Raw genomic sequence first — 24,825 nt, forward strand, 5'->3', positions numbered from 1 at the left:
GGCGCGGGGGCCGAAGCACATGCTTATTTGGTTGGTGGATCTGGCGGACGAGGTCCAGTTTTTCAATCTTTTCAGATACATCACCTTCAGAACCGGGGCTTCGATGTTTACCGCGGCGCTGATCGTGTTTCTGTTTGGACCTCGAATCATTGCCTCATTGAAGGTGCGGCAAGGCCGCGGACAGCCAATCCGGGCCGATGGGCCACAAACCCATTTTCTCAAGGCCGGCACACCGACCATGGGCGGATTGATGATCCTGGCCGGCATTGTCGGCTCCTCGCTTTTGTGGGCCGATCTGTCGAGTGTCTATGTGGTGACCACCCTGCTGGTCACACTGGGCTTTGGCGCCATCGGGTTTTACGACGACTATCTCAAGGTTACAAAGCAGAGCGACAAGGGATTTTCCGGCAAGGCGCGGTTGGGGCTAGAATTTATCATCGCCGGTCTGGCGGTGTTTTTCATCATGCGGGCATCGATGGCCGCGTCCACCGTTAATGGAACCGCTTTCGGCACATCGATTGCGTTTCCGTTTTTCAAGGATTTTCTGCTTGATCTGGGTTGGTTCTTTGTAGCCTTCGGGGCGTTCGTCATCGTCTCTGCCGGTAATGCCGTCAATCTCACCGACGGGCTCGATGGCCTGGCTATCGTGCCGGTGATGATTGCGGCCGCTTCGTTCGGCGCGATCGCCTATCTTGCGGGTAACGCGGTGTTTGCCAATTATTTGCAGATCCATTTTGTGCCCGGCACCGGCGAATTGGCGGTGATCCTCGGTGCGGTGATCGGCGCTGGTTTGGGCTTTCTCTGGTTCAATGCACCGCCAGCTGCGATTTTCATGGGCGACACCGGATCGCTGGCGCTGGGTGGTCTGATCGGCACTGTTGCGGTCGCTACAAAGCACGAAGTCGTCATGGCGATCATCGGCGGTCTGTTCGTCATTGAAGCATTGTCGGTGATCATTCAGGTCGGCTGGTTCAAGCTGACCGGCAAGCGGGTGTTCCTGATGGCCCCGATTCATCACCATTTCGAAAAACTGGGCTGGACTGAAAGCCAGATCGTGGTCCGGTTCTGGATCATCTCGGTCGGACTAGCGATGATCGGGCTTGCGACGCTGAAATTGAGGTGATTGATGATTGCGGCATCAACATTCAGCAATCGGCGCGTGGCGCTCTTCGGGCTCGGAGGCTCGGGGCTTGCGACTGCGAAATCGTTGGCCGCCGGCGGTGCCAGCGTCGTGGCTTGGGATGACAATCCTGCTCAGGTCGAGGCTGCGCGTTTGGCAGGTATTCCGGTGGCTGATCTTCATGGCGTCGACTGGGCGTCACTGAACACACTTGTTCTGGCCCCTGGGGTGCCGCTGACCGACCCGAAACCGCACTGGACGGCGGAACTGGCCAACCGCCATGGTGTCGAGATTATCGGTGATGTCGAGATTTTTGCACGTGAACGCCGGGCGCATGCGCCGGGCAGCCCTTTTATCGCGATTACCGGCACCAACGGCAAATCCACCACCACGGCGCTGATTGCCCATCTGATCGCCCACAGCGGCCGTGACGCGCAACTGGGCGGCAATATCGGCACGGCAGTTCTGACGCTGGCATCGCCTGCGGCCGGCCGGGTGCATGTCGTCGAGTGTTCGTCCTACCAGATCGATCTGGCGCCTTCACTCGATCCGAGCGCCGGCCTTCTGCTCAACCTTACCCCGGATCATCTCGACCGGCACGGCTCGATGCAGCATTATGCCGAGGTCAAGACGCGGCTTGTGGCGCAAAGTGATCTGGCCATCATTGGAGTCGATGACGACTGGTGCCGCGGCATCGCCGAACAACTGGAAAGCCAGGGACGCACTGTCGAGCGGATTTCCAAGGACCATCCGCTGGCAAATGGTCTGTTTGCGGAGGGATCGATGATCCGTCAGGCCATCGACGGTCGCACCAGGGATCTGGCTGACCTTGATGGCATCACCACGTTACGTGGCGCGCACAATGCGCAGAACGCTGCCGCTGCAATCGCCGCCTGCCGCAGCGTCGGACTGAGCGATGACGAAATCCGCGCAGGTCTGGCGGCATTTCCCGGCCTCAAGCACCGGATGCAGCCGGTGGCGCGACGCGGTGCGGTGGTGTTCGTCAATGATTCCAAGGCCACCAATGCCGAAGCTGCAGCCCCGGCCTTGCAGAGTTTCGACCGGATCTACTGGATTGCCGGCGGTCTGCCGAAAGACGGCGGGATTGCCGCTCTGGAGCCCTATTTTCCGCGCATTGCCAAGGCCTACCTGATCGGCGAGGCGGCAGCGGGTTTTGCCGCAACCATCGGCGCGCATGCAGCCTTTGAAATTTCCGACACGCTCGACAAGGCGGTCGCGGCCGCTGCGTCGGATGCGGCAGCAGATCCTGCCGGCATGCCGGTTGTGCTGCTGTCACCGGCTTGCGCCAGTTTTGACCAGTACCGCAATTTTGAGGTCCGTGGCGATGCCTTCGTAAGCCTGGTGTCGGCTCTGGGTGATACCAAGATGCTGATTGATGTCGAAAGCAATGGAGAAAACCATGGTTAGTCGAGTCGAACGCGGACTGGTCGCCGACTGGTTCTGGACCATTGACCGCCTTTTCCTGGCGGTCTTCATCGCGCTGATGGGCATCGGGCTGATGCTGTCCTTTGCCGCCAGCCCAGCCGTGGCCGAGCGGCTGGGGCTTGACAGTTTTCACTTTGTCACGCGCCACGGCGTGTTTCTGGTCCCGGCGCTGCTGGTGATGATCGGGGTGTCGTTCCTGAGCCCGCGCCAGGTGCGCCGCGCTGCATTGGCGCTGCTGATCGGATCCATCGCCATGATGGTTCTGGCGTTGTTTTTCGGTATTGAAATCAAGGGCTCACGTCGTTGGGTTTCGGTTCTGGGTGTTTCGATCCAGCCATCCGAATTCATGAAGCCAGCCTTCGTCATCATGTGCGCCTGGTTGTTTTCTGAACGCTCGCGGCATCCCGAAATTCCCGGCAATCTGTTCGCCATCATCCTTTTCGGCATTGTTGCGGCATTGCTGGTGGCTCAACCCGATCTCGGGCAGACAATGCTCACCGCCGCCGTCTGGGGCGGCATGTTCTTCATGGCCGGCATGTCATGGTTCTGGATCATGCTGCTGGCCGGATTGGCTATGGGTGGTTTCGTCTCTGCCTATTTCATGTTTCCGCATGTCGCTGAACGCATCAACGGTTTCCTGTTTGGCGAGGGCGACAGTTTTCAGGTCGATACGGCGCGCGAGGCGATCATCCGCGGCGACTGGCTGGGTCAGGGACCGGGCGAGGGCACGATCAAGCGCATCCTGCCCGACAGTCATACGGACTTTGTGTTTTCCGTAGCGGCAGAAGAATTCGGTATCATCTTCTGCATGATCCTGGTGGCGTTGTTCGGCTTCGTTGTCATTCGCGGGCTGATGCGCGCCGGTCGCGAGCAGGATGATTTCACCCGTCTGGCAGTCGCCGGCCTGTCGCTGCTGATCGGTTTCCAGTCGTTCATCAATATCGGCGTCAATCTCGAATTGCTGCCGGCCAAGGGCATGACCCTGCCGCTGATTTCCTACGGCGGATCGTCGATGATTGCCGTCTCGATCACCGCTGGTTTCATGTTGGCGCTGACCCGGCGCAGGCCGGAAAGCCGGGCGCAACCGCGCACGATCTACCGGCCGGCTGCAGCTGTGGCGGCGGAATAGACTGATGGGTGAGAGCAAATTGTTCCTGCTTTCGGCGGGCGGCACCGGTGGACATCTGTTCCCGGCCGAGGCGCTGGCGCATGAACTCATCGCCCGTGGCCACCGCGTGCATCTGGTCACCGATAGCCGTGCCGAGCGTTTCGCCGGCACATTTCCGGCGTCTGAAATCCATGTGGTGCGGTCAGCCACGATCGGCTCGAAAAACCCGATCAAGGTGGTCAGGTCACTGTGGACCCTGTTTCAGGGCGTGCGCGAAGCCGGCAGGCTGTTGCGCAAGATCCGTCCCGACGCGGTGATCGGCTTTGGCGGCTATCCGACCATTCCACCGTTGTTGGCGGCGTCGAATGCGGGCTTGCCGTCGATGGTGCACGAGCAGAACGCGGTGATGGGCCGTGCCAACAAGGCGCTGGCCTCGCGGGTTATGGCGATCGCTGGCGGGTTTCTGCCCGAGGGCAAGGGCGCGCATGCAAACAAGATCATTATTACCGGCAATCCGGTGCGCCCTGAGGTGATCGCGGCGGCAGAAATTCCTTACGTCCCGTCTGAAGAGGGCGAGACGTTCCGGCTGGTGGTGTTTGGCGGCAGCCAGGGCGCGCAGTTCTTCTCCGAAGCCATCCCCTCGGCCATCGGCTTTTTGCCGCAAGAGCTGCGGGCGCGGCTGGATCTGGTCCAGCAGGCACGCCCCGAGGATGAAGCTCATCTCAAGGCCTGGCTCGAAGAGCTTGGCGTCAAGGCTGAAGTCTCGCCGTTCTTTAACGACATGGCAGCGCGGATCGCGGCAGCACATCTGGTGATTTCACGCTCCGGTGCATCGACGGTGTCGGAAATCGCGGTGATTGGCCGCTCGGCGATCCTGGTGCCCTATCCGTTTGCGCTCGACCATGACCAGGCAGCCAATGCGGCCGCACTGATGGCCATGGGCGGCGCCAGTGTCATCAAACAATCTGAGCTGACGCCGCAGGTCCTGTCCGGCATGATCGCCGACCGGATGAACGATCCCACCGGCCTTGCCGCCACCGCAGCCGCCGCCAAGGCGACAGGGAAACCTGATGCGGCGCGCTTGCTTGCCGATCTGGCAGAAGCTATTGCGGGGGGTATCACCCCCGATCAATTCAGGAGCACGCACGCATGAAAATGCCGCAAACCATAGGTCTTGTTCATTTTGTCGGCATTGGCGGCATTGGCATGAGCGGCATTGCCGAAGTGCTGAACAATCTCGGCTACAAGGTGCAGGGCTCGGACCAGTCGGAAAGCGCCAATGTGCAGCGGTTGCGCGACAAGGGCATCGAGGTCCATATCGGCCATGCGGCGGACAATCTCGGTGAGGCCGAAGTCGTGGTGGTTTCGACCGCGATCAAGAAGAACAATCCCGAACTGGTGGCAGCGCGCGAGCGGCTGATCCCGGTGGTGCGCCGCGCCGAGATGCTGGCCGAGCTGATGCGCTTTCGCAACGCCATCGCCATTGGCGGCACCCATGGCAAGACCACCACCACCTCGATGGTGGCAACGCTGCTGGAAGCCGGCGGGCTAGATCCGACTGTGATCAATGGCGGCATCATCAATGCCTATGGCACCAATGCGCGCATGGGTGAGGGCGAGTGGATGGTGGTCGAGGCCGACGAGAGCGACGGCACTTTCCTCAAGCTTCCGGCAGATATCGCCGTCATCACCAATATCGATCCCGAGCACCTTGATCACTACGGCACCTTTGATGCCGTGCGGGCAGCGTTCCGGTCTTTTGTCGAAAATGTGCCGTTTTACGGATTTGGCGTGATGTGTCTTGACCATCCGGAAGTGCAGGCGCTGGTCAGCCGAATCGAGGACCGGCGGGTCATCACCTATGGTGAAAACCCGCAATCGGATGTGCGCTTCTCCAACCACCGCATGGACGGGCCGGTGTCGGTGTTTGACGTGGTGATCCACAGCCGCAAGACCGGCGAGAGCGTCGAACTCAAGGATCTGCGGCTGCCGATGCCGGGCAAGCACAATGTTTCCAATGCCGTGGCCGCAATTGCGGTTGCCTATGAGCTGGGCCTGACGCCCGAGCAGATCGCCACGGGTCTGGGTCAATTCGGCGGGGTCAAGCGCCGCTTCACCAACACCGGATCGTGGAACGGCGTCGAGATATTCGACGATTATGGCCACCACCCGGTCGAGATCAAGGCAGTGCTGTCGGCGGCCCGCGACGCCTGCCAGGCGCGCGTCATCGCCGTGGCCCAGCCACACCGGTACTCGCGGCTCGAAAGCCTGTTTGACGATTTCGCCGCCTGTTTCAATGATGCCGACACGGTGATCATGGCGCCGGTCTATGCAGCTGGCGAAGACCCAATCGAGGGATTTGATTCCGCCTCCCTGGTCTCGAGCATGAAGGCCGGCGGCCATCGTGACGCGCGGCTGATCGACGGACCTGCGGCGCTGGCGCCACTGATCGCCGAGATTGCCCAGCCGGGCGATTATGTCGTCTGCCTTGGTGCAGGCACCATCACCCAATGGGCCAATCAATTGCCAGATGAACTTGCCGCGCTGAAGCCCGTAGCCGATGGCGGGGGTGGTGCATGAAGACGCTGCAGGTCGATGGCGAAAAACTTCTGACGTCTCTGGGAGACAAGCTGGGCGGTGTTCGCGGACGGCTGACACCGGATGCCGACATGTCGAAGATCACCTGGTTCCGCACCGGTGGTCCTGCAGAAGTGCTGTTCCAGCCTGTTGACGAAGACGATCTGGCAACCTTCCTCGCCGCCCTGCCGGAAGACATTCCGGTGCTGCCGGTCGGCATCGGCTCAAACCTGCTGGTGCGCGATGGTGGCATTCCCGGCGTCGTCATTCGGCTGTCGGTCAAGGGCTTTGGCCGGGCCGAGAAGGTTTCTGATACGCGGCTTGCGGCAGGCGCTGTCTGCCCGGACAAGCATCTCGCCGCCCTGGCGCTGGAAGCCGGGCTGTCAGGCTTTCATTTCTATCATGGCATTCCCGGTGCCATCGGCGGGGCGCTCAGGATGAACGCCGGCGCCAACGGCACGGAAACCCGCGAGCGGGTTGTCGAGGTTCACGCCATCGACCGCAAGGGTGAACGGCATGTGCTGTCCAATGCCGAGATGGGCTACGCCTACCGGCATTCCTCGGCGCCGAAAGACCTGATCTTCACCCGCGCGATTTTTGAGGGCATTCCAGCCGGCAAGAACGAGATCCGCGCCGCGATGGATGAAGTTCAGCATCATCGCGAGACTGTGCAGCCGATCCGCGAGAAGACCGGCGGCTCGACCTTCAAGAATCCCGAAGGCCATTCAGCCTGGAAGGTGATCGACGAGGCCGGTTGCCGCGGCCTGACGGTGGGCGGCGCGCAGATGTCGCCGATGCACTGCAATTTCATGATCAACACCGGCCAGGCTTCGGGCTACGAGCTCGAACATCTCGGCGAAACCGTTCGCGCCCGTGTTCTGGAGACATCGGGCATAAGGCTCGAATGGGAAATCAAGCGGCTGGGCCTGTTTGAACCCGACCAGATGGTGCAGGAATTTCTGGGGCAGATGGTTTAAAGCGTGTTCCGAAAGTGGGAACCGGTTTTCGGAAAAAACACGCGCCAAAACAAAAACCTAAAGCACATTGCATGAATACGATTGAATGCAACGTGCTTTAGGTCGCAGCCTGAACGACAAAGGGTGCCGAAACGGGTCAGGAGCGTCTTGATCTGATGCTTTGGCGGCATTCATTCATTGCATGCTGGAAGCATAATTTTAACTGGTGAAACCTAAGGTGCGCCCATTAACCGGGAGTGCATTTATGGTCCGCCTGACCCGCGATTGGGTGATCAGACAGCTTTTGTTTGCGGAATTCGACTCCTACCGGGATGTCGTACGCAAAGCTGTCTGGGTCGGGTTCAAGGTGTCCGTTCTTGCCTATGCTCTCAATCTCGGCGCGCATTTGCTGCTCTACTGGTTCGGCCTGCTGCCCTATGCGTTGTCCTCGGCGCTGATCATAGCAACGGTTTTGACGCCACCGATTACCTTTATTTTGTCGACGGTCGCCTATGTGGCAGTGGGACTGGCGATTCACGACCTGGGGGTGTCGCGGGCCGAGCTTGAACATCTCAGCCGGACCGACATGTTGTCGGGCCTGTTGAACCGCAGGGCACTTCTTGAGGCCTTCGATCAATGTAACCAGGAAAAATCGTTGCTGGTTCTTGATATTGACCACTTCAAACTGGTCAACGACACCCATGGCCATCTGGTTGGCGATCAGGTCATTGCCAAGGTCGCGGCGATGATCAGAACCGCGCTCGGTGAACGATGTATCTGCGCGCGGATCGGCGGTGAGGAGTTCGCCGTCTTCAGTAGCGATATGAATTTTGCCGAATTCGCGGTGCTTGGCGAGCTTACCCGCAGAAGGATCTCCACGACACGGATCCGTGTCGGAAACAAAGTACTCTCCGTTACCGTATCAGGCGGGGTCGCCAGAGCGCTGCCTGAGCAGAAGTTCGGTGAAGCGTTTTCCCGTGCCGACAGGGCGCTTTATGCAGCCAAAACCCGAGGCCGCGACCGGCTTGCGCTGTGTTACGATACTGGAAAACCGGATCTGTTCAGTCTGAAATCAAACGCCGTCTGATTGACAGGCGGCACCGGCCAGTCCCTTGCTGAGTCTATTCCAGTATGGCTAATCATCGCAATCTAACTATCCGGAAAGCATTATTTTAAGGCCGCATGATTATAACGCGCTCGCAGAAAGAGGTGCGTTCATGGTGGTTGTGGTCAAGAACTGGATTGTCAGGCAATTTACTCTGGATGAATTTGAGTCGCCTCGCCATGTCTGGCGCCATGCGATTTCAATGGGGCTGAAGATCACGGTTTGCGTCTACAGTTTCAATGTTGCGGTGCATTTCCTGTTCAATTGGTTCGGCCTGTTGCCTTACACCCTGAGTGCCGGGTTGATTGCAGCCTCCGTGCTGACCCCACTGCTGACTTTTCCCGTCAGTACCGTCGGCTATGCGGTGCTGGGGTTTGCGTTCTATGATCTCGGCAAATCTCGAGCCGAACTGAAACATCTCAGCCGCACCGACCCGCTAACCGGCCTGATGAACCGCCGGGCGATTCTGGATTCTTTTGACCAGTGCGACCGGGAAAAAGCGATGCTGGTTCTCGATATCGACCACTTCAAATCAGTGAACGACACCTATGGTCATCTTGTGGGTGATGAAGTTATCAGCGAAGTGGCGGCGTTGCTTCGCGCTGTCTTCGATGACCGGTGCATATGTGCACGCATCGGCGGAGAGGAATTTGCAGTCACCAGCTGTGCCATACCCTTTGCCGAGTTCGCAGCGCTTGGTGAAGCAGCCCGCACCAGGATCGCCTTAATGCGAACTGAAGCCGAGGGCGGCGCGTTTTCCATCACAGTCTCCGGCGGAATTGCCCGGGCATTGCCGGATCAGAAGTTCGGCGAAACCTTCTCCCGCGCGGACAAGGCTCTTTATGCAGCCAAATCCGGCGGACGCGACCGGATCGTGCTTTCCTACGAGGCTGGTCAAGAGGATCAGCATCGCCAGAACGCAAACGCTGCCTGACACATCAGACCTTCTCCGTGTTGCTCAATCGCCCAGTCCAAATGCCGTTTTTACCGCAGCATGCGGCAGTGCCGGTACCAGATTGCCGTCGCGCCCAATCATCGTCTCGTTGGCGATCATCGCATTGAGGATCGACTCCTCGGTTGCCTGGACCACGGCCTCGAAAAATGGATCGATGTCCTCATCCGGCACAAACCGCGCAGTGCGGACAGCGCCGGGGCTGAAATCCCTGTTGGCCGTCGAAAACGCCAGAAACAGATCGCCTGAGCCGTGCGTGGCCATGCCGCCTGTCTTGCCGATGCCGAAGGTGGCGCGCCGCGCCAGCCGCTTGAGTTGATGCGGCAGCAACGGTGCGTCGGTGGCGATGATGGCGATGATCGAACTCAGTTCGGTGTCACGGGTGGCTTCGTGCATCTGCGGCAGGTCCGGATCGGCGCCGATATTTTTGCCCAACACCGTCAAATGACGGCGGGTGCCGAAATTGGCCTGCACAAAGACGCCGACGGTGAAGGTTTCGCCTGCATAATTGACCATCCGCGAGGCAGTGCCGGAGCCGGCCTTGAAGCCGAAACATTTCATTCCGGTGCCGCCGCCGACGCTGCCTTCCTCGATAGCGCCACCGTGGGCCGCGTCGATCGCCGCGATGACATGATCGGCGGTGACGTGGAAGCCGTTGATGTCGTTTAGAAACCCGTCATAGGTCTCGGCCGCCACCGGCAGTGCGAAATCATCATGGTAGCGCTCGGCCAGATATTCGACCGCCCAGCGGATCGTCGCGTCACGGGCAATGCCGCAGGAATGGGTGTTGGTGATGGTGATTGGCAGCGCGAATTTGCCGGTCTCCTCGATGTAATGCGTGCCGCTCAGTTCGCCATTGCCATTGAGACTGAAGAAGCCGGCAAACAGCGGCTTGTCGATCTGATCGCGCGGTCGCGGCAAGATCGCCGTCACCCCGGTGCGCACGGGGCCATGGCTCTGCTTGAGCGGTCCGTCGCCTGAAATGAGTGTCAAATAACCGACGCTGACGCCGGCCACATCGGTGATGGCGTTGAATGGCCCGCTGATGCCTTCAAACGGCAGACCCAGAGCTTTGCCGCGCAGTTTGCCCGACGGGGTGGTTTTCCATTCTGGGGTCATCGAATTGGTCTCACAGCCGGTTGTTCATCAAGGCGAGACACACAAGGATTACACGAGAAGCGGTCCCGGTCGCGCGTGGAGCGGGAACTGGGGCAATGCAATTGGCAGATCCGCGCTGTCTGAATTCATCTCACAAGAGCGCGCATTGTCAAAGCTTTGAAAACATGCGGCCCGACAGGCGTGTTCTCGCAGCTGGCAGATAGTTACGCAGACAAGGCGTTTCTGGCTTCGGTGGAGGTTTGATCCTGTTCCATGATCCTTTGCATCACGGCGTCCGCTGGCATCGGCTTGCCGTACAGGTACCCCTGAATCAGGTCGGGCCGAAGTTCGGTCAGAAAGTCCATTTCGACCTGGGTTTCGACACCTTCGAGAACGCAGCGCAGGTCCAGCTTGCGGCACAATCCTATCACAGCGGCAACGATCTCCCGTGATGTGGTGCTGTGGGCAACCTTGCGGATGAAACTCCTGTCGATCTTGACCTTGTCGAGGGGCAGCTGATCGAGATACTCGAAGCTTGAGTAACCGGACCCGAAATCGTCAAGGGCGATTTTGCAGCCACTGGCCCGAAGCTTCTCCAGCAAAGATCTCGACGCCGCAAGATCGGTCATCACCGCGGTTTCCGTGATTTCAAACTCGATCCGGCTGGGGGAGATGCCGGACTTCATGATTTTTCCGAGAAGCTTCAGAATGAAGCTGTGGTCGGAAATGTCATGGGCGGACAGATTGAACGACAGGCTGATGTCATCGGGCCAGTCCGCCAGGATCCGAAGTGCCTTTTCGAACAGGATAGCCGTCACTTTGCGGATATGGCCCGAGCGTTCCGCTGCACGGATGAACTGGTCGGGCGCAACAAGGCCAAGTGTCGGATTTTTCCAGCGCGCCAGCGCTTCAAAGCCAACTATCCGTTGTTCGCAGGGCGAGTACTGCGGCTGAAACAGAAGATACAGCTCGCTCTCGAGATCGGCTTCGCGCAACTGGCGCTCAATGGCTATTGTCGCCTGCATTTCCTCGTCTTCGGCTGTGTCAAACAGTACGCACTGGCCGCGGCGGGTGGCTTTTGCTTTATACAGTGCAAAATCGCCTTGCTCGTACAACTGGGCGCCGGATGTCGCCATGCTCGGATAATGAGTAAAGCCGGCTGAAACGCCAATTGTGAGTTCCATTGGGCCGACAGGGTAGGGACGGCTTACGGCTTCAATGACCTTGGCGCCGAATTGCTTGATACCTTGTGCGGTATGCGACCCTGAGATGATGCAGATGAATTCATCGCCGCCGATGCGTCCAAACGTGACGCCGGGAAGGTTCAGATTGGCGGACCGTTCGACTACTCCGCACAACAAATCGTCCCCGATCACGTGGCCGTAGACGTCATTGATCGCCTTGAAGCCATCCAGGTCGAAAATACCGATCCAGAACGGCCTCTTCTGAGAAATCAAGTAGTCGATCTTCTCAAAAACGGCACGCCGGTTCGGCACTCCGGTGAGCATGTCGGTGTCAGCCAGACGTTGCGCCTTGGCGGCCAGACCATCGGCAAGCAGCCGGGCATCGATCTGCCTGCGGATGGCTTTGCGCAGCAGTGCCGCCATTCCGAGGGAGGCGAAAGTTGTGGCGATGCCGATCGAGACGTACTGGGTCAGGATTTCATGGGGCAGCCTGGATGCGAAGAAGTAGAGCGTCACCAGCGCCAGGCCAACGCTGAGCAGGGTTCCCCGGAAGGTGATGCCGGTCGTGGAGAAGACCACGGCCATCAGAGCAAAATAGATCAGTTTGTTCTGCTCAAAATGAATCGTCAGATAGCATACGACATTGAGGTAGATCAGCAGGTTGGCGGCCAGGCCGATCAGTTCGAGCCGTTGCAACGACAGCTTGTCGCTGGCAAGCACATGCTGCCTCATCACATAGTAGCTGACAACCGTCGTGAAACAGATAGAGGCGAGTATGGCCAGTTCCAGCCCGGTCTCGTCTCTGAAGTGGGTCAGGGTGATGTATGAATAATAGATCATGCCTGGAAGCAGGAAACCGCGCACGATTGGACAATAGGCAGTCGCCAGGGCTTGCTGCCGAACCGGGTCAACCCGTGACTTGTAAAACGCGAATTGGCTAGGCATTTTTATGAGAATGCGACTTTCGGATCAACATTTCTGAATTGCGTGCGCAGGGCATGCGGTTTTATTAGGCATGGATGCAGAAGGTCAGAATTAAAAGGACAATGCTTCAATTTTGTATCTCTGTTTCTGAAATGAAAAAAGCAATTCCGACGATACATTGGTTGTAATTCTATAGGGATAACCGTTAACGCAACATTTTTGGGGGTGGTTGTTTGCGCTACTAGATTTGACCATTCATAAATTAGGTGGATTGTGTAATTACCCACCCCTGAATTTATGATTTCGGGCCTTGATGTCGGCCTACGCCAAGACGGATGCGATAACCTGGAAGGGATTTGCGCCTTTAAGGCGGGCGGTATCGACGGTTGTGCGTACATCCGCCTCGGCTTGGGCGGCCCACATGGCGCGATATCCGTTTGTCACCTTTCTCTGAATGACCCATGGACGGAGCTTTCGCTCAGATGTGTTGTTGGTGACATCGACTTCTCCGGGATAGTCGCAAAACGTCAGCAGCTGATCGCGGGCCCGCCCGATCTTGGCCTGGAGCTTTTGGGCCAGGTCGCATGAAGTCGGGGCGCATAGAAGCCCGGCAAGCTGTTTATCGAATTTGCGCTTCTTGCTTGCGACGGTAGACGCAGCGAATGTGCTTATGGCTCTGGCGAAATCAAACACACGGCCAAACCAAAGCTGGAAGCGAAGAGGGAGATCATCCTCGCCATGTTCCAGCGCAAAGGCTGTATCACGCGCCAAATGTGCAAGGCAGGTTTGATGTCGATGGCCGTGAGATTGCTGGGCTGAATACCGATCAGATATCCATACCTCGGGGACATGGCCGCCCATGGTCTCGTGAACGACCCGTGCTGCACGGGAGTAATCGGGCTGGTGGACAACGGCATCCTTGCAATGAAAAACCCAGTGTTGGGCATTTGTGCCCTCAATACGCACACCGGTTTCGTCGCTGGCGACAACGCGGGCGGCTCGAAGGCTGGCCTTGGCGGCCTGTGCTGTGGCCTGGAAGCTCGGACGGGAGCGGGCAAACATGTTCATGATCGCGCCCTCGCTCGCATGGAGGCCGAAGATATCCATGAACACACCGCTCAGGCGTTCGTAAGACAATGCATGGAAACTCTTGAGGTAGATCGCCAGCGCGTGAATGCCTGGCCCGAACGGCGTTGCGGTTGCCACGGCAGGTGCGGTGGCTTTTGTCGTCGTGCCGCATTGCGGGCAATGACAGGAAAAACGCCGATGCCGGGTGACATGAGGACGGATCGCAGGAATATCGATCTCGTCATAGGCCCCGGCCAGCACCATCGTATCATCACCGGAAAACGCATGGCCGCATCTCTTGCAGGCGGTCGGTTCATGATCGCGAAACATGTCGGCAAAATCCGCCAGCACCCTATTGTGGGGTTCATGCCCGGGCTTGGCTCCACCCGGTCGTGAGTTGACGCGTTTCTCTTTCTTGTCCGTAGAGGGCGGCTTGGAAGACGTCCGAGAATCCTTGGCAGGCCGTTGGAGCCGAAGCACCATCTCGATCAATTCGTCCTTGCTCAGCTGCTGCAAATCAGTCCGATCCATATCATCATGGATTCAGACATTGTGGTGCATGGCAAGGGGGTGGGTAATTACTGGATTGTTGGTCTCTTTGTAATTGGGGAAGCTTTTTCAAACGGCTTGCACTGCAAATTCATTCATCGCGCCGCTGCGTCATGGCATTGATAGTGCCTCTATGATCCCTGCTGGGGTGGCGAAAATTTCGGGCTCGCTGCTGTGGCGCGGCGTGTGATTTTCCCTCAGGCCTTTCGCGTTCAAATGGATCACATGAACGATAATTTACATGCATCAATTTACAGAAATACAGCGCCGCGCATCCCATTTGTTGCGCGGCGCTGTAATGACCTTCCGGCCCCACGGGCGTCGCGTTACTGCGGCACTGGCGGACTTGCGCCAAGCTGGACGGTTTGGCGCAATGTTCGCCTTTTATATTGTCGGTCAGTGCGCCTGTTCTGTTCGTCTGAACCGGGTCTGACAAAACTGTGACGACGTCTGCAGCCCCTGGCGTGAGGGCTGCGGCACGGCAAGACGAGGGAAACTGATGCCAGAAGTGACCAAATCCAAACACGTGGCCGTGCTGATGGGCGGATTTTCCTCCGAGCGGCCGGTCAGCCTGTCGTCGGGCAACGCATGCGCCGATGCGCTGGAGCGGGCCGGGTACCGGGTTACCCGTGTCGATGTCGCGCCGGATGTCGCCACGGTGCTTTCCGAACTCAGGCCCGATGTCTGCTTCAACGCGCTGCACGGACCCTACGGCGAGGATGGCAGCATTCAGGGTGTGCTGGAATATCTTTCCATTCCCTATACTCATTCGGGCGTCACGGCTTCCGCGCTGGCCATGGACAAGCGGCTGTCGAAGATCGTCGCCAAGGCTGTGGGCATTCCGGTGGCGGAATCGAAGGTGATGAACCGGCACGACTTTACTTCGGCGCACCCGATGGCCCCGCCCTATGTGGTCAAGCCGGTGACCGAAGGGTCGAGCTTCGGAGTCGTCATTGTCAGCGAGGGACAGTCGCATCCGCCGCAGGTGATCACCTCGAAAGAGTGGAAGTACGGCGATGAGGTGATGGTCGAGCGTTACATCGCGGGTCGGGAGCTGACCTGCACGATCATGGGCGATGTGGCGCTGGCGGTCACCGAAATCGTGCCGCAAGGACACAGCTTCTATGATTATGACTCTAAATATGTTGCCGGGGGCTCGAAACACGTTTGTCCGGCAGAAATTTCACCCTTTGTTTACCAAAAAATTCGTAAGTTGAGTTTGAAGGCGCATCAAGCGATCGGCTGCCGTGGTGTGAGCAGGTCGGATTTCCGTTTTGACGACCGTTTCTCCGAAAATGGAGAGGTCATCTGGCTCGAAGTCAACACCCAGCCCGGCATGACGCCGACATCGCTGGCGCCGGAAATGGCCCTGCAGGCAGGGCATTCGTTCGAAGAATTTGTAAGTTGGATAGTGGAGGACGCATCGTGTCGTCGATAACAGGAAACAAAGGCAGGGCCGTCAAAACGGCCGCAACGTCGGGACGCACAGCGTTCTCCGGCGCTGTTGTGCTGCCGCGTTTCCTGCGCCGTCCGGCTCGCTACGTCACCGCGCTGGCCACCGGCCGTGTGGACATTCGTCCGCATGCCGGCTCGGTTGCAGCCCTGGCCTTTCTCGCCGCCACCGGCTTTTACGGCATGACGCTTGGCGGCCACACACAGGCCGTCACCCAAGCCGTGACCACAAGCGCCGGGTTTGCGCTTGAAGACGTGCATGTCAGCGGCAATGCCGAAACCTCCGACATTGATATCCTGCAGCAGCTTGGGCTCGACGGCACAACCTCTGTTGTGGCGATTGATGCCCATGCTGCGCGCGCCAAGCTGATGGAACTGCCCTGGGTCACGGATGCGCAGGTACAGAAAATCTACCCGCGCGGCCTGTCGGTCCGGCTGGTCGAGCGCACACCTGTCGGCATCTGGCAGCATGGTGACAGGTTGATGCTGATCGATGCGCGCGGCGATGTCATTGCGCCGCTGACCGGTGCCCGTCATGCCGAGCTGCCGCTGTATGTCGGCCTTGGCGCAGATATTCATGCCGATGAGCTCGAAGCCCGGCTGCTGTTTCATCCCGAACTGCGGTCACGGGTCAAGGCTGCGGTTCGCATCGCTGACCGGCGCTGGGACCTCCGGCTCGACAATGGCGTGACGCTGAGCCTGCCGGAGAACGATGTCGGCGCGGCGCTGAAGCGTTTTGCCGAATTCGACGCGGGTCGCGATGTGCTGTCGCGCGATATCGCCGCCGTCGATCTCAGACTTGAGGACCGCGTGACGCTCCGTCTCACGGAGGGTTCCTTCGAACGCCGCAAGAAGGCGCTCGAAACGCGGGCCAAACTCATCAAGGCGGGGAAAAAGTCGTGAGCATGTTCCGCCCCTCTTCAATGCTGCCCCGGCTCAAGCCGCTGTCATCAAAGCGCGTCAGCATTGTCACCGTGCTCGACATCGGCTCGTCCAAGGTGGTCTGCATGATTGGCCGCCTGACCCCGGTTGAAGGCGCCGAAGTGTTGTCGGGCCGCAGCCACAGTGTCGAAATTCTCGGAATCGGTCATCAGAAATCCCGCGGCCTCAAATCCGGCGTGATCTCCGACATGGATGCGGTGGAAAGTTCGGTGCGGCTCGCCGTTGACGCTGCCGAGCGCATGGCAGGTGTCACGGTCGAAAGCCTGATCGTCAATGTCACCGCCGGGCGGTTGAATAGCGAAACCCATTCATCCTCGGTCAATCTTGGCGGTCATGAGATCGCTTCAGGCGATCTGGCCAAGGTGGTCAACGCGGCGACGCGGCAAAGCCAGCTCAATGAGCGCGCCATCCTGCATTCGCTGCCGTCGAGCTACACGCTGGATGGCGAGCGCGGCATTCGCGATCCGGCCGGCATGTATGGCGATGTGCTTGGCGTCGACATGCATGTGCTGACGGCTGACCGGGCGCCGCTGAGAAATCTCGAACTGTCTATCAATCGCGCTCACCTCACTGTCGAGGCCATGGTGGCGACACCTTATGCCTCCGGACTGGCAGCACTTGTTTCCGATGAAGCCGAAATGGGCTGCGCCTGCATCGATATGGGCGGCGGCACGACGACGATCTCGGTTTTTTGCGATGGCAAGCTGGTGCATGCCGACGCGATTGCGCTTGGTGGCCAGCACGTGACCATGGATCTGGCACGCGGGCTGTCAACCAGAGTTGACGATGCCGAGCGCATCAAGGTCGTGCACGGCTCGGCCCTGCCGCAGGCCGGCGAAGACCGCGACGTTATTTCGATTCCGCCGATCGGCGAGGACGAGCATGATCAGCCGACCCATGTGCCACGCGGGCTGGTTTCGCGCATCGTGCGGGCACGGGTTGAGGAAACCCTGGAAATGCTGCGCGACCGGATCCAGCAGTCGGGCTATTCGACACTTGTCGGCAAGCGGATTGTCCTCACCGGTGGCGCAAGCCAGATGACCGGCCTGTCCGAATCCGCCCGGCGCATCCTGGCGCGCAATGTGCGTATCGGCCGGCCGCTCGGTGTTTCCGGTCTGCCGGCAGCGGCCAAGGGGCCGACATTTTCAACAGCTGTGGGCCTGATGATTTATCCTCAGGTGGCACATCTTGAATCCCACGGTACGGGCGAGGGCGGCTTTGCCGTCATGGCCGGTGCCGGAGGTCGTCTGTCCCGAGTGGGGCAGTGGCTTAAAGAGAGTTTTTGATTTTACAGAATTGGCCCCCGCGGCGGTGCGGCCATGCGACAAGGAAGGAACGGGTGCCATGACCATCAATTTGCAGAAGCCGGACATCACCGAGCTGAAGCCCCGCATCACGGTTTTCGGGGTTGGCGGCGGCGGTGGAAACGCTGTCAACAACATGATCAATGCAGGACTCCAGGGTGTCGATTTCGTCGTCGCCAACACGGATGCCCAGGCGCTGACCATGTCCAAGGCTGAACGGATCATCCAGCTAGGCGCTGCCGTGACCGAAGGCCTTGGCGCCGGTTCGCAGCCCGAAGTTGGCCGCGCGGCGGCCGAGGAATGCATCGACGAAATCCTCGATCACCTCAACGGCACCCACATGTGCTTCGTCACCGCAGGCATGGGCGGCGGCACCGGCACCGGCGCTGCACCCGTTGTTGCCCAGGCAGCCCGCAACAAGGGCATCCTGACCGTCGGCGTGGTCACCAAACCGTTCCATTTCGAAGGCGCGCGCCGGATGCGTCTGGCTGAATCAGGCATCGAAGAACTGCAGAAATGCGTTGATACGCTGATCGTCATTCCGAACCAGAATCTGTTCCGCATCGCCAATGACAAGACCACCTTCGCCGACGCATTTGCGATGGCCGACCAGGTGCTTTATTCAGGCGTTGCCTGCATTACCGACCTGATGGTCAAGGAAGGCCTGATCAACCTCGACTTCGCCGACGTCCGTTCGGTGATGCGCGAAATGGGTCGCGCCATGATGGGCACCGGCGAGGCTTCCGGCGAAGGCCGCGCGATGGCCGCAGCCGAAGCTGCGATTGCTAATCCGCTGCTCGATGAAACCACGATGAAGGGCGCGCAAGGCCTGCTGATCTCGATCACCGGCGGCCGCGACATGACGCTGTTTGAAGTTGACGAGGCAGCGACCCGCATCCGCGAGGAAGTGGACGCTGACGCCAACATCATCCTGGGTGCAACCTTCGACGAAGCGCTTGAAGGCCTGATCCGCGTCTCGGTTGTCGCCACCGGCATCGACCGGGTGGAAGGCGCCGCTGAAATGCAACGTCCACTGGTCACCGCGTCACGTCCGGCTGCACGACCTGCCGCCAGCGCACCGCAGCCGGCCGCACGTCCGTCTGCACCAGAACCGGCGACTGCAAAGGATCCGCTGGCTGAAACCATCTTGTCGGCAGAAGCCGAGCTGGAGCGCGAACTCGACATCGCAACCCAGAACGAACTGGCTGCAAAGCCACAGACCGCTGCTGCGCAACCCGGTTTTCAGCCTCAGAGCCGAATCTTTGCCAATTCAGGCGAAGCACCGGCACCGGTGGCTGCACCGCAGCCTGCAATGACCGCGCCACGTCCGGCAGCACCTGCTCCGCAGCCAGCGCAAGCAGCGCCGACTTTGCGCACGGAAGCCGCCCCGTCCCGCATGCCGCGGGTCGAAGACTTCCCGCCAGTAGTACAGGCCGAGATCGAACATCGTGCTGCGCCGCAGGGCCACGCCGATGAACGCGGCCCGATGGGATTGCTCAAGCGGATCTCGAGCTCGCTCGGCCGCCGCGAAGAGGAAGAGACATCCAAGGCGACACAACCCGGCCAGGCACCGCAGGTGCGCCGGCCACTGTCGGCAGAGGCAAGTGTCTATGCCCCACGTCGTGGTCAACTTGACGATCAGGGCCGGGTAACGCCGCAGACTCGCGCGAGTATCGAGGACGAACAACTCGAGATTCCTGCCTTTCTGCGCCGCCAGGCAAAGTGAGTCGTCTGTAACATACTGAAACATACGCGGCATGGCAGTCAGTCGGTTGCCATGCCAAATTGCTAAGATTATGAAAATTCAGAGGTTTTTGAGGGTACGGTTTGTTGCACTAACGTAACAGAACGAAAAAAAGCGTGATTTGGAAACTCAGGGTCGCCGCCGTATCTTGCAGACAACAAAAAGGGTTGGGGCAGTCCACCGCGCTGGGGAGGCGTGGAATTGCTCTTGGTGATCGGGGATAGAATGGCCTAATGCGGCCATGACAAATTTTGCGGGAAACGGCGGACCATATGAGTATCGATGTAGTAGGCCTACAGACCACGATTTCGAGGTCAATCTCCCTCTCTGGCATTGCCGTGCATTCCGGCGAAAATGTTTCGATATCCTTTCATCCTGCTGACCCGGATACCGGCATCGTTTTCAACCGCCTTCTTCCCTCCGGCGACACCATCAGCGTGCGCGCCGTGTCTTCGCAGGTGGGTTCCACCGATCTCTGCACACTTCTGGGCAAGGCTCCTGATCGCTCCGTTGCGACAGTCGAGCATCTGATGGCTGCGCTCTATGCGCTGGGCGTCGACAATATCAGCATTGATCTTGATGGCAGCGAAGTTCCGATCATGGACGGCAGCGCCGCCGTGTTCATCGAGGCGCTCGACAATGCCGGACTTACCAATCACGCAGTCAAGCGCCGCTACATTCGCGTCACCAAGCCGGTGCGTATCGAAATGGGCGGTTCGTGGGCAGAATTCAGCCAGCACAACGGCACCCGCTTCGAGATCGATATTGATTTCGATACACCGCTGATCGGACGCCAGTCGTGGAAGGGCGAAGTCACAGCCGACACGTTCCGCCGCGAGTTGGCCCGCGCCCGTACTTTCGGGTTCATGCGCGATGTCGAGCGGCTCTGGGCTTCGGGGCATGCGCTGGGATCGTCGCTTGAAAATTCCGTGGTGATCGGTGACGACGGCAAGGTCATCAATGTCGAGGGACTTCGTTTCGGCGACGAGTTCGCACGGCACAAGGCGCTTGATGCTGTGGGCGATCTGGCTCTGGCCGGCGCGCAGTTCATCGGTTGCTACCGCAGCTACCGCGGCGGTCACAAGCTCAATGCGCTGGCGCTGCGGGCATTGCTGGCAGATCAGTCGGCCTATGACGTCGTTGAGGCACCGGCTCGCCGGAACACGGTTCGCCATGGTGAACTGGTCGCTGTCAACGCAGCTGCCTTTGCTCCCTGGGCGCTCTGATCTCCAAACAGATGTCTTTTATTTGTATGACGCTCTGACTGCGGCTCACATTGTGGCTTGCAGATCCAGAGAATCGTACGATAAATATGTCGTATTCTGCCGTAATGATTTTATGGGCTGAGCAGAGTTTTTGGCGAAGGACATACCTTCACAGGGAGGTTCGAGACGAAAATCCTGCTCAGGACTTGAAAGCGTGCGGCTCTCCGGGTTGGCTGATACCTGCTATCCACTGCATCGAACGGCTTGAGAGATGAAAGCGCATCGCTCTCGCCATCCTTCTTGTGGAGCAGCAGGTTTGAGCCGACAGAATGCGTCATATTTGTCGTCCGATGCTCTAATCTCGTGCTTTTGATGAAAGCCTTTGCCACAAAAATGCGGCAAAGCGTCTTCATGACGTTGCGAAGTTCGGTCATTTCCGGATAGAAACGCGGGTCTGGTTCCGCGGGCAATTGCACCCGCGGCTGTTGAGAGGTTTTGCAGAATGGATACTTCGGTCAAGGGTGGGCGCGGGCGCGCGAGTAGAGTTGCGCTCATAGTCGCCGGATTGGCTGGCGTTTCGTTGGTCGTCAGCGGTTGTCAATCCGATCCCGACATCGACATTACCGCCTACGCGCAATCTATTGAACCTGCCGATGTGATGTACAATCAGGGGCTAGCCAATTTGCAGTCGGGTGAATTGACCGAGGCCGGACGCAAATTCGCGGCGATTGACAAGCAGCACCCCTATTCGGAATTCGCCCGCAAGGCGATGGTGATGGGGGCGTTCACCGATTATCGCCAGGGCAATTACTCCGAAGCCATCAACAGGGCTTCGCGGTTTCTCAGCCTCTATCCCAACGATGACGATGCAGCCTACGCACAATATATCGTCGGGCTCGCCTACTACCGGCAAATTCCTGAGGTAACGCGCGACCAGCGCACCTCGGCAAAGGCAATCGCCGCTTTCACCGAAGTGATTGAGCGCTACCCTGATTCTGAATATGTCGAGGATAGCCAGGCCAAGTTGCGCTATGCGCGTGACCAGTTGGCGGGCAAGGAGATGCAGGTCGGGCGCTATTATCTTGAGCGCAAGGAATATCTGGCGGCGGCCAACCGGTTCCGTCTGGTGGTGGAGCAATATCCCAACACCCGCCAGATCGAAGAGGCGCTGGCCCGCTTGGTCGAAACCTATTACGCGATGGGCCTTGAAAGCGAAGCGCAGACGGCAGCCGCCGTACTGGGGCACAATTTTCCTGACAGCCAGTGGTATGCAGACTCCTACAAGCTCTTGAAGACCCGTGGCCTCGAGCCGCGTGAGAACAAGGGCTCCTGGATTTCGCGCGCCGGGGCCGTCCTCGTCGGCACCTGAAGCGGGCGGCGATGCTTGTCCAGCTGTCGATCCGCGATATCGTCCTGATCGAGAAGCTTGATCTCGAGTTTGACGCTGGTCTGTCGGTCCTCACCGGCGAGACCGGCGCCGGCAAATCCATACTCCTTGATTCCCTTTCACTGGCGCTTGGCGGCCGTGGCGATGGCAGCCTCGTGCGTCATGGCGCGGGCAAGGGCCAGGTTACCGCGGTGTTTGACGTCGGCGCTGAACATCCGGCGCGGCTGTTGCTGCGCGCCAATGACATCAATGACGAAGGTGATCTGGTGTTCCGACGGGTGCAGTCGGGCGATGGCCGGACGCGTGTGTTCATCAATGACCAGCCGGCGAGCGTGGCGCTGATGCGTGAGGCTGGTCTGCTGCTGGTCGAGATCCACGGCCAGCACGATGACCGGGCGCTGATCGACACCGACGCGCATCGGGCGTTGCTCGACGCTTTTGGCGGCTTGACCGAGCGCACAGCCGATGTCGGGCGGCTGCATGAAAGCTGGCGCGAGGCCGAACGGGCGCTGAAGGCGCACCGTGCGCGCGTCGAAGAAGCAAGGCGCGAGGCCGACTGGCTGCGCTCCTCGGTCGACGAGCTTGAAAAACTCCACCCCATCGAGGGTGAGGACGAACAGCTGGCCGAGAGCCGCTCGATGATGATGAAGGCTGAAAAAATGGCCAGCGACATCAACGAGGCCGATGAGGTGCTTAACGGTCAGGGCTCGCCGATGCCGGTGATCAGCGGGCTGATGCGGCGGCTGGAGCGCAAGGCGCTGGAAGCGCCGGAACTGCTCAATGACACGGTGGCAGCCCTTGATGCCGCGCTCAATGCGCTGGCCGACGCGCAGACCGCCGTCGAGGCAGCACTGAGGGCCGCCGATTTTAATCCGCGCGAACTGGAAGAAACCGAGGAGCGGCTGTTTGCGCTTCGGGCGGCGGCGCGCAAATACAATGTCACCGTCGATGCCTTGCCGGAACTCGCGGCGCAGATGATCGCCGATCTGTCAGATCTGGACGCCGGCGAAGAGCGGCTGGCCAGCATGGAAGCCCGGGTCGGCGAGACCCGCGCGGCGTTTCTGCATGCGGCCGGGCAATTGTCCGAGCGGCGGCACTCCACTGCTGCGGCACTCACCAGTGCGGTGATGGCCGAACTGCCGGCACTGAAGCTGGAGCGGGCCGAATTCATTGTCGAAATTGCGAGCGATGCCGCCCATGCCGGTCCGAGCGGCATTGACGCCATCGCCTTCCACGTCCGCACCAATCCGGGCTCACGGGCAGGGCCAATCATGAAGGTCGCCTCGGGTGGCGAGCTGTCGCGGTTTCTGCTGGCGCTCAAGGTGGCACTGGCCGAGCGCGGCTCGGCGCCGACGTTGGTGTTTGACGAGATCGACACCGGTGTGGGCGGAGCCGTCGCCGATGCCATCGGCAAACGGCTCAAGCGGCTGGCTGGAGGCGTTCAGGTGCTTTCGGTCACCCACGCACCGCAGGTCGCTGCACGGGCGGCCACGCATCTGCTGATCGCCAAGGGACCATCCGAGGCAGGCTCGGTGACGGTGTCGACACGCGTCTCGACCATGGGTGCGGATGCACGACGTGAGGAAATTGCCCGGATGCTGGCCGGCGAACACGTCACCGACGAAGCCCGCGCAGCTGCAGCGCGGCTGCTGGATGTGGCCGACTGAAAAGATCCAGCCTACCAGTAGACCTTGTTGAAAGCCGAAGGCCCTTCGAGACGGGCCATGATGTCGCTAACGCGGGCGGTCGAGTCTCGCGCGCTGTCGGCGCTCCATCGCACGCTGGCGCTGTCCTTTGAATCGTCCGCCATCAGCTCGACAACGCTTCTGAGCTGATAGGCGGTGTTCATGAAGCTGGCTGCCGTTTCTGCATCTTCAGCACTCATACTGGCGATGAAGGGGGCGTCATCGGCGAGGACGTCATAATAGGCTTTTGGCACGGATGTTTCCGCAGCCTGGCCGGGATTGGCGGGCTGTTCCAGCCCGGCGAGGGTCTTGAACGAGGCGGTGAAATCATTAGCGGCTGATTCCAGCTCCTTGGCCATCCGGGCGGTGTGGCCAACCAGGAACCCCGGTGCGAGATTGAACAGCGACAGCGTGTTCATCTGTTCCTTGAGATGAGCGAGCCGGTCCTCGGCAAATGCTTTGCGGCTGAGTGCCGCCGATTCGACGAAATTGTCGAGCCTTGCCAGCGCGTCGGATGCCTGGTCCTGTGCCGGCACGTCCGCAGGCGCGCGGACCGGGGCAGGCCGCTCGACACTTGTCCGCTGTAGGGTAACGCTGTTGGCGCCGACGATCATCTGGCTGAAAACCTTCCTTGCAGCTGAAGACAGCTGCTTGCTGTCAGTCTACGCCTCAAAGCCTAACCATTGATTGATTGCTCTGTTTGGCGCGGCATTGGCCTTTTCATTTGTCCGAATCTCTCTAAAACAAGTTACGAATGCTGAAGTTTGTGGTGATCCATGACCACCGCTGATCGTCAGCACGGAGAACCGAAATTCGGTCTAGAATGGCTCGAAGCCTGCATTGCTCAGATGTTAACAGACAGATACGGCATGAAAGCGGTCCGAGTGTTTGGCACAGCTGAGCCACTGAACATGGCAGAATAGGTATGCTGATGGACGAGTTGAATGATGGTCTTTTTGGGCAATATGAAAAGCATCCAGATGCATTGGCTTTCTATACACGCGATGGTGGATATCGGA

Annotated in this window: 19 protein-coding genes; 15 read left to right on the forward strand and 4 right to left on the reverse strand. The window is 59.4% G+C overall.

The window, feature by feature from the left end; translation table 11 throughout:
• Nucleotides 1-19: 19 nt before the first annotated feature.
• The 8 genes from mraY (at nucleotide 20) to IMCC20628_RS04335 (ending at nucleotide 9,246) form a co-directional block, all read left to right on the forward strand.
• Nucleotides 20-1,123 carry a phospho-N-acetylmuramoyl-pentapeptide-transferase gene (gene mraY, locus IMCC20628_RS04300; RefSeq protein ID WP_047029185.1) on the forward strand — a complete coding sequence of 368 codons (1,104 nt, stop codon included), beginning with the start codon at nucleotides 20-22 and terminating at the stop codon, nucleotides 1,121-1,123.
• A 3-nt stretch (nucleotides 1,124-1,126) separates the two neighbouring features.
• A complete protein-coding gene (gene murD, locus IMCC20628_RS04305) occupies nucleotides 1,127-2,548 on the forward strand; it encodes a UDP-N-acetylmuramoyl-L-alanine--D-glutamate ligase (RefSeq protein ID WP_047032251.1) in 1,422 nt (473 codons plus the stop codon).
• Nucleotides 2,541-3,695, forward strand: a complete 1,155-nt coding sequence (ftsW, locus tag IMCC20628_RS04310) for a putative lipid II flippase FtsW (RefSeq protein ID WP_047029186.1) — start codon at nucleotides 2,541-2,543, stop codon at nucleotides 3,693-3,695. The genes murD and ftsW overlap by 8 nt, the downstream gene beginning before the upstream one ends.
• Before the next feature lie 4 nt (nucleotides 3,696-3,699).
• Entirely contained in the window at nucleotides 3,700-4,827 is a 1,128-nt protein-coding gene (gene murG, locus IMCC20628_RS04315; RefSeq protein ID WP_047029187.1) for an undecaprenyldiphospho-muramoylpentapeptide beta-N-acetylglucosaminyltransferase, read from the forward strand.
• Entirely contained in the window at nucleotides 4,824-6,254 is a 1,431-nt protein-coding gene (gene murC / locus IMCC20628_RS04320) for a UDP-N-acetylmuramate--L-alanine ligase (protein WP_047029188.1), read from the forward strand. Before murG ends, murC begins: the two co-directional genes overlap by 4 nt.
• A 5-nt stretch (nucleotides 6,255-6,259) precedes the next feature.
• On the forward strand, nucleotides 6,260-7,228 hold the full coding sequence (gene murB, locus IMCC20628_RS04325) for a UDP-N-acetylmuramate dehydrogenase (RefSeq protein ID WP_156174642.1): 969 nt from the start codon (nucleotides 6,260-6,262) through the stop codon (nucleotides 7,226-7,228).
• Between the two features lie 244 nt (nucleotides 7,229-7,472).
• Complete coding sequence (locus IMCC20628_RS04330) at nucleotides 7,473-8,294, forward strand: GGDEF domain-containing protein (protein ID WP_047029190.1); 822 nt, start codon at nucleotides 7,473-7,475, stop codon at nucleotides 8,292-8,294.
• Nucleotides 8,295-8,424: 130 nt separating this feature from the next.
• A complete protein-coding gene (locus IMCC20628_RS04335; protein ID WP_047029191.1) occupies nucleotides 8,425-9,246 on the forward strand; it encodes a GGDEF domain-containing protein in 822 nt (273 codons plus the stop codon).
• 24 nt (nucleotides 9,247-9,270) lie between these two features.
• Here IMCC20628_RS04335 and IMCC20628_RS04340 read toward each other — a convergent pair whose 3' ends face one another.
• The 3 genes from IMCC20628_RS04340 to IMCC20628_RS04350 all read right to left on the reverse strand — a co-directional run bounded on the left by IMCC20628_RS04340 (nucleotide 9,271) and on the right by IMCC20628_RS04350 (nucleotide 14,069).
• Nucleotides 9,271-10,383, reverse strand: coding sequence for a P1 family peptidase (locus IMCC20628_RS04340; RefSeq protein ID WP_047029192.1), 1,113 nt, complete (start codon nucleotides 10,381-10,383; stop codon nucleotides 9,271-9,273).
• 203 nt (nucleotides 10,384-10,586) lie between these two features.
• The gene (locus tag IMCC20628_RS04345; protein ID WP_245307875.1) at nucleotides 10,587-12,491 is read right to left on the reverse strand and encodes an EAL domain-containing protein; all 1,905 of its coding nucleotides are present in this window, start codon (nucleotides 12,489-12,491) and stop codon (nucleotides 10,587-10,589) included.
• A gap of 300 nt (nucleotides 12,492-12,791) precedes the next feature.
• A complete protein-coding gene (locus tag IMCC20628_RS04350; protein ID WP_047028619.1) occupies nucleotides 12,792-14,069 on the reverse strand; it encodes an IS66 family transposase in 1,278 nt (425 codons plus the stop codon).
• A 517-nt stretch (nucleotides 14,070-14,586) separates the two neighbouring features.
• On the opposite strand from IMCC20628_RS04350, the gene IMCC20628_RS04355 reads away from it, so the two are divergent.
• The 7 genes from IMCC20628_RS04355 to recN all read left to right on the forward strand — a co-directional run bounded on the left by IMCC20628_RS04355 (nucleotide 14,587) and on the right by recN (nucleotide 23,788).
• On the forward strand, nucleotides 14,587-15,525 hold the full coding sequence (locus tag IMCC20628_RS04355; RefSeq protein ID WP_047029194.1) for a D-alanine--D-alanine ligase: 939 nt from the start codon (nucleotides 14,587-14,589) through the stop codon (nucleotides 15,523-15,525).
• Nucleotides 15,513-16,442 (forward strand): cell division protein FtsQ/DivIB, encoded by a 930-nt coding sequence (locus IMCC20628_RS04360; protein WP_047029195.1) that lies wholly within the window; start codon nucleotides 15,513-15,515, stop codon nucleotides 16,440-16,442. Before IMCC20628_RS04355 ends, IMCC20628_RS04360 begins: the two co-directional genes overlap by 13 nt.
• Nucleotides 16,439-17,767 carry a cell division protein FtsA gene (gene ftsA / locus IMCC20628_RS04365; protein ID WP_047029196.1) on the forward strand — a complete coding sequence of 443 codons (1,329 nt, stop codon included), beginning with the start codon at nucleotides 16,439-16,441 and terminating at the stop codon, nucleotides 17,765-17,767. The genes IMCC20628_RS04360 and ftsA overlap by 4 nt, the downstream gene beginning before the upstream one ends.
• A 58-nt stretch (nucleotides 17,768-17,825) precedes the next feature.
• The gene (ftsZ, locus tag IMCC20628_RS04370) at nucleotides 17,826-19,511 is read left to right on the forward strand and encodes a cell division protein FtsZ (protein ID WP_047029197.1); all 1,686 of its coding nucleotides are present in this window, start codon (nucleotides 17,826-17,828) and stop codon (nucleotides 19,509-19,511) included.
• A 290-nt stretch (nucleotides 19,512-19,801) separates the two neighbouring features.
• Nucleotides 19,802-20,755 carry a UDP-3-O-acyl-N-acetylglucosamine deacetylase gene (gene lpxC / locus IMCC20628_RS04375; protein ID WP_047029198.1) on the forward strand — a complete coding sequence of 318 codons (954 nt, stop codon included), beginning with the start codon at nucleotides 19,802-19,804 and terminating at the stop codon, nucleotides 20,753-20,755.
• 481 nt (nucleotides 20,756-21,236) lie between these two features.
• Complete coding sequence (locus tag IMCC20628_RS04385; protein WP_047029200.1) at nucleotides 21,237-22,103, forward strand: outer membrane protein assembly factor BamD; 867 nt, start codon at nucleotides 21,237-21,239, stop codon at nucleotides 22,101-22,103.
• Nucleotides 22,104-22,114: 11 nt separating this feature from the next.
• Complete coding sequence (gene recN, locus IMCC20628_RS04390) at nucleotides 22,115-23,788, forward strand: DNA repair protein RecN (protein ID WP_047029201.1); 1,674 nt, start codon at nucleotides 22,115-22,117, stop codon at nucleotides 23,786-23,788.
• 11 nt (nucleotides 23,789-23,799) lie between these two features.
• Here the strand turns inward: recN and IMCC20628_RS04395 are convergent, their stop codons facing one another.
• On the reverse strand, nucleotides 23,800-24,420 hold the full coding sequence (locus tag IMCC20628_RS04395; RefSeq protein ID WP_047029202.1) for a hypothetical protein: 621 nt from the start codon (nucleotides 24,418-24,420) through the stop codon (nucleotides 23,800-23,802).
• Nucleotides 24,421-24,825 lie beyond the last annotated feature (405 nt).

The organism is Hoeflea sp. IMCC20628 (assembly GCF_001011155.1).
Lineage (GTDB): Bacteria > Pseudomonadota > Alphaproteobacteria > Rhizobiales > Rhizobiaceae > Hoeflea.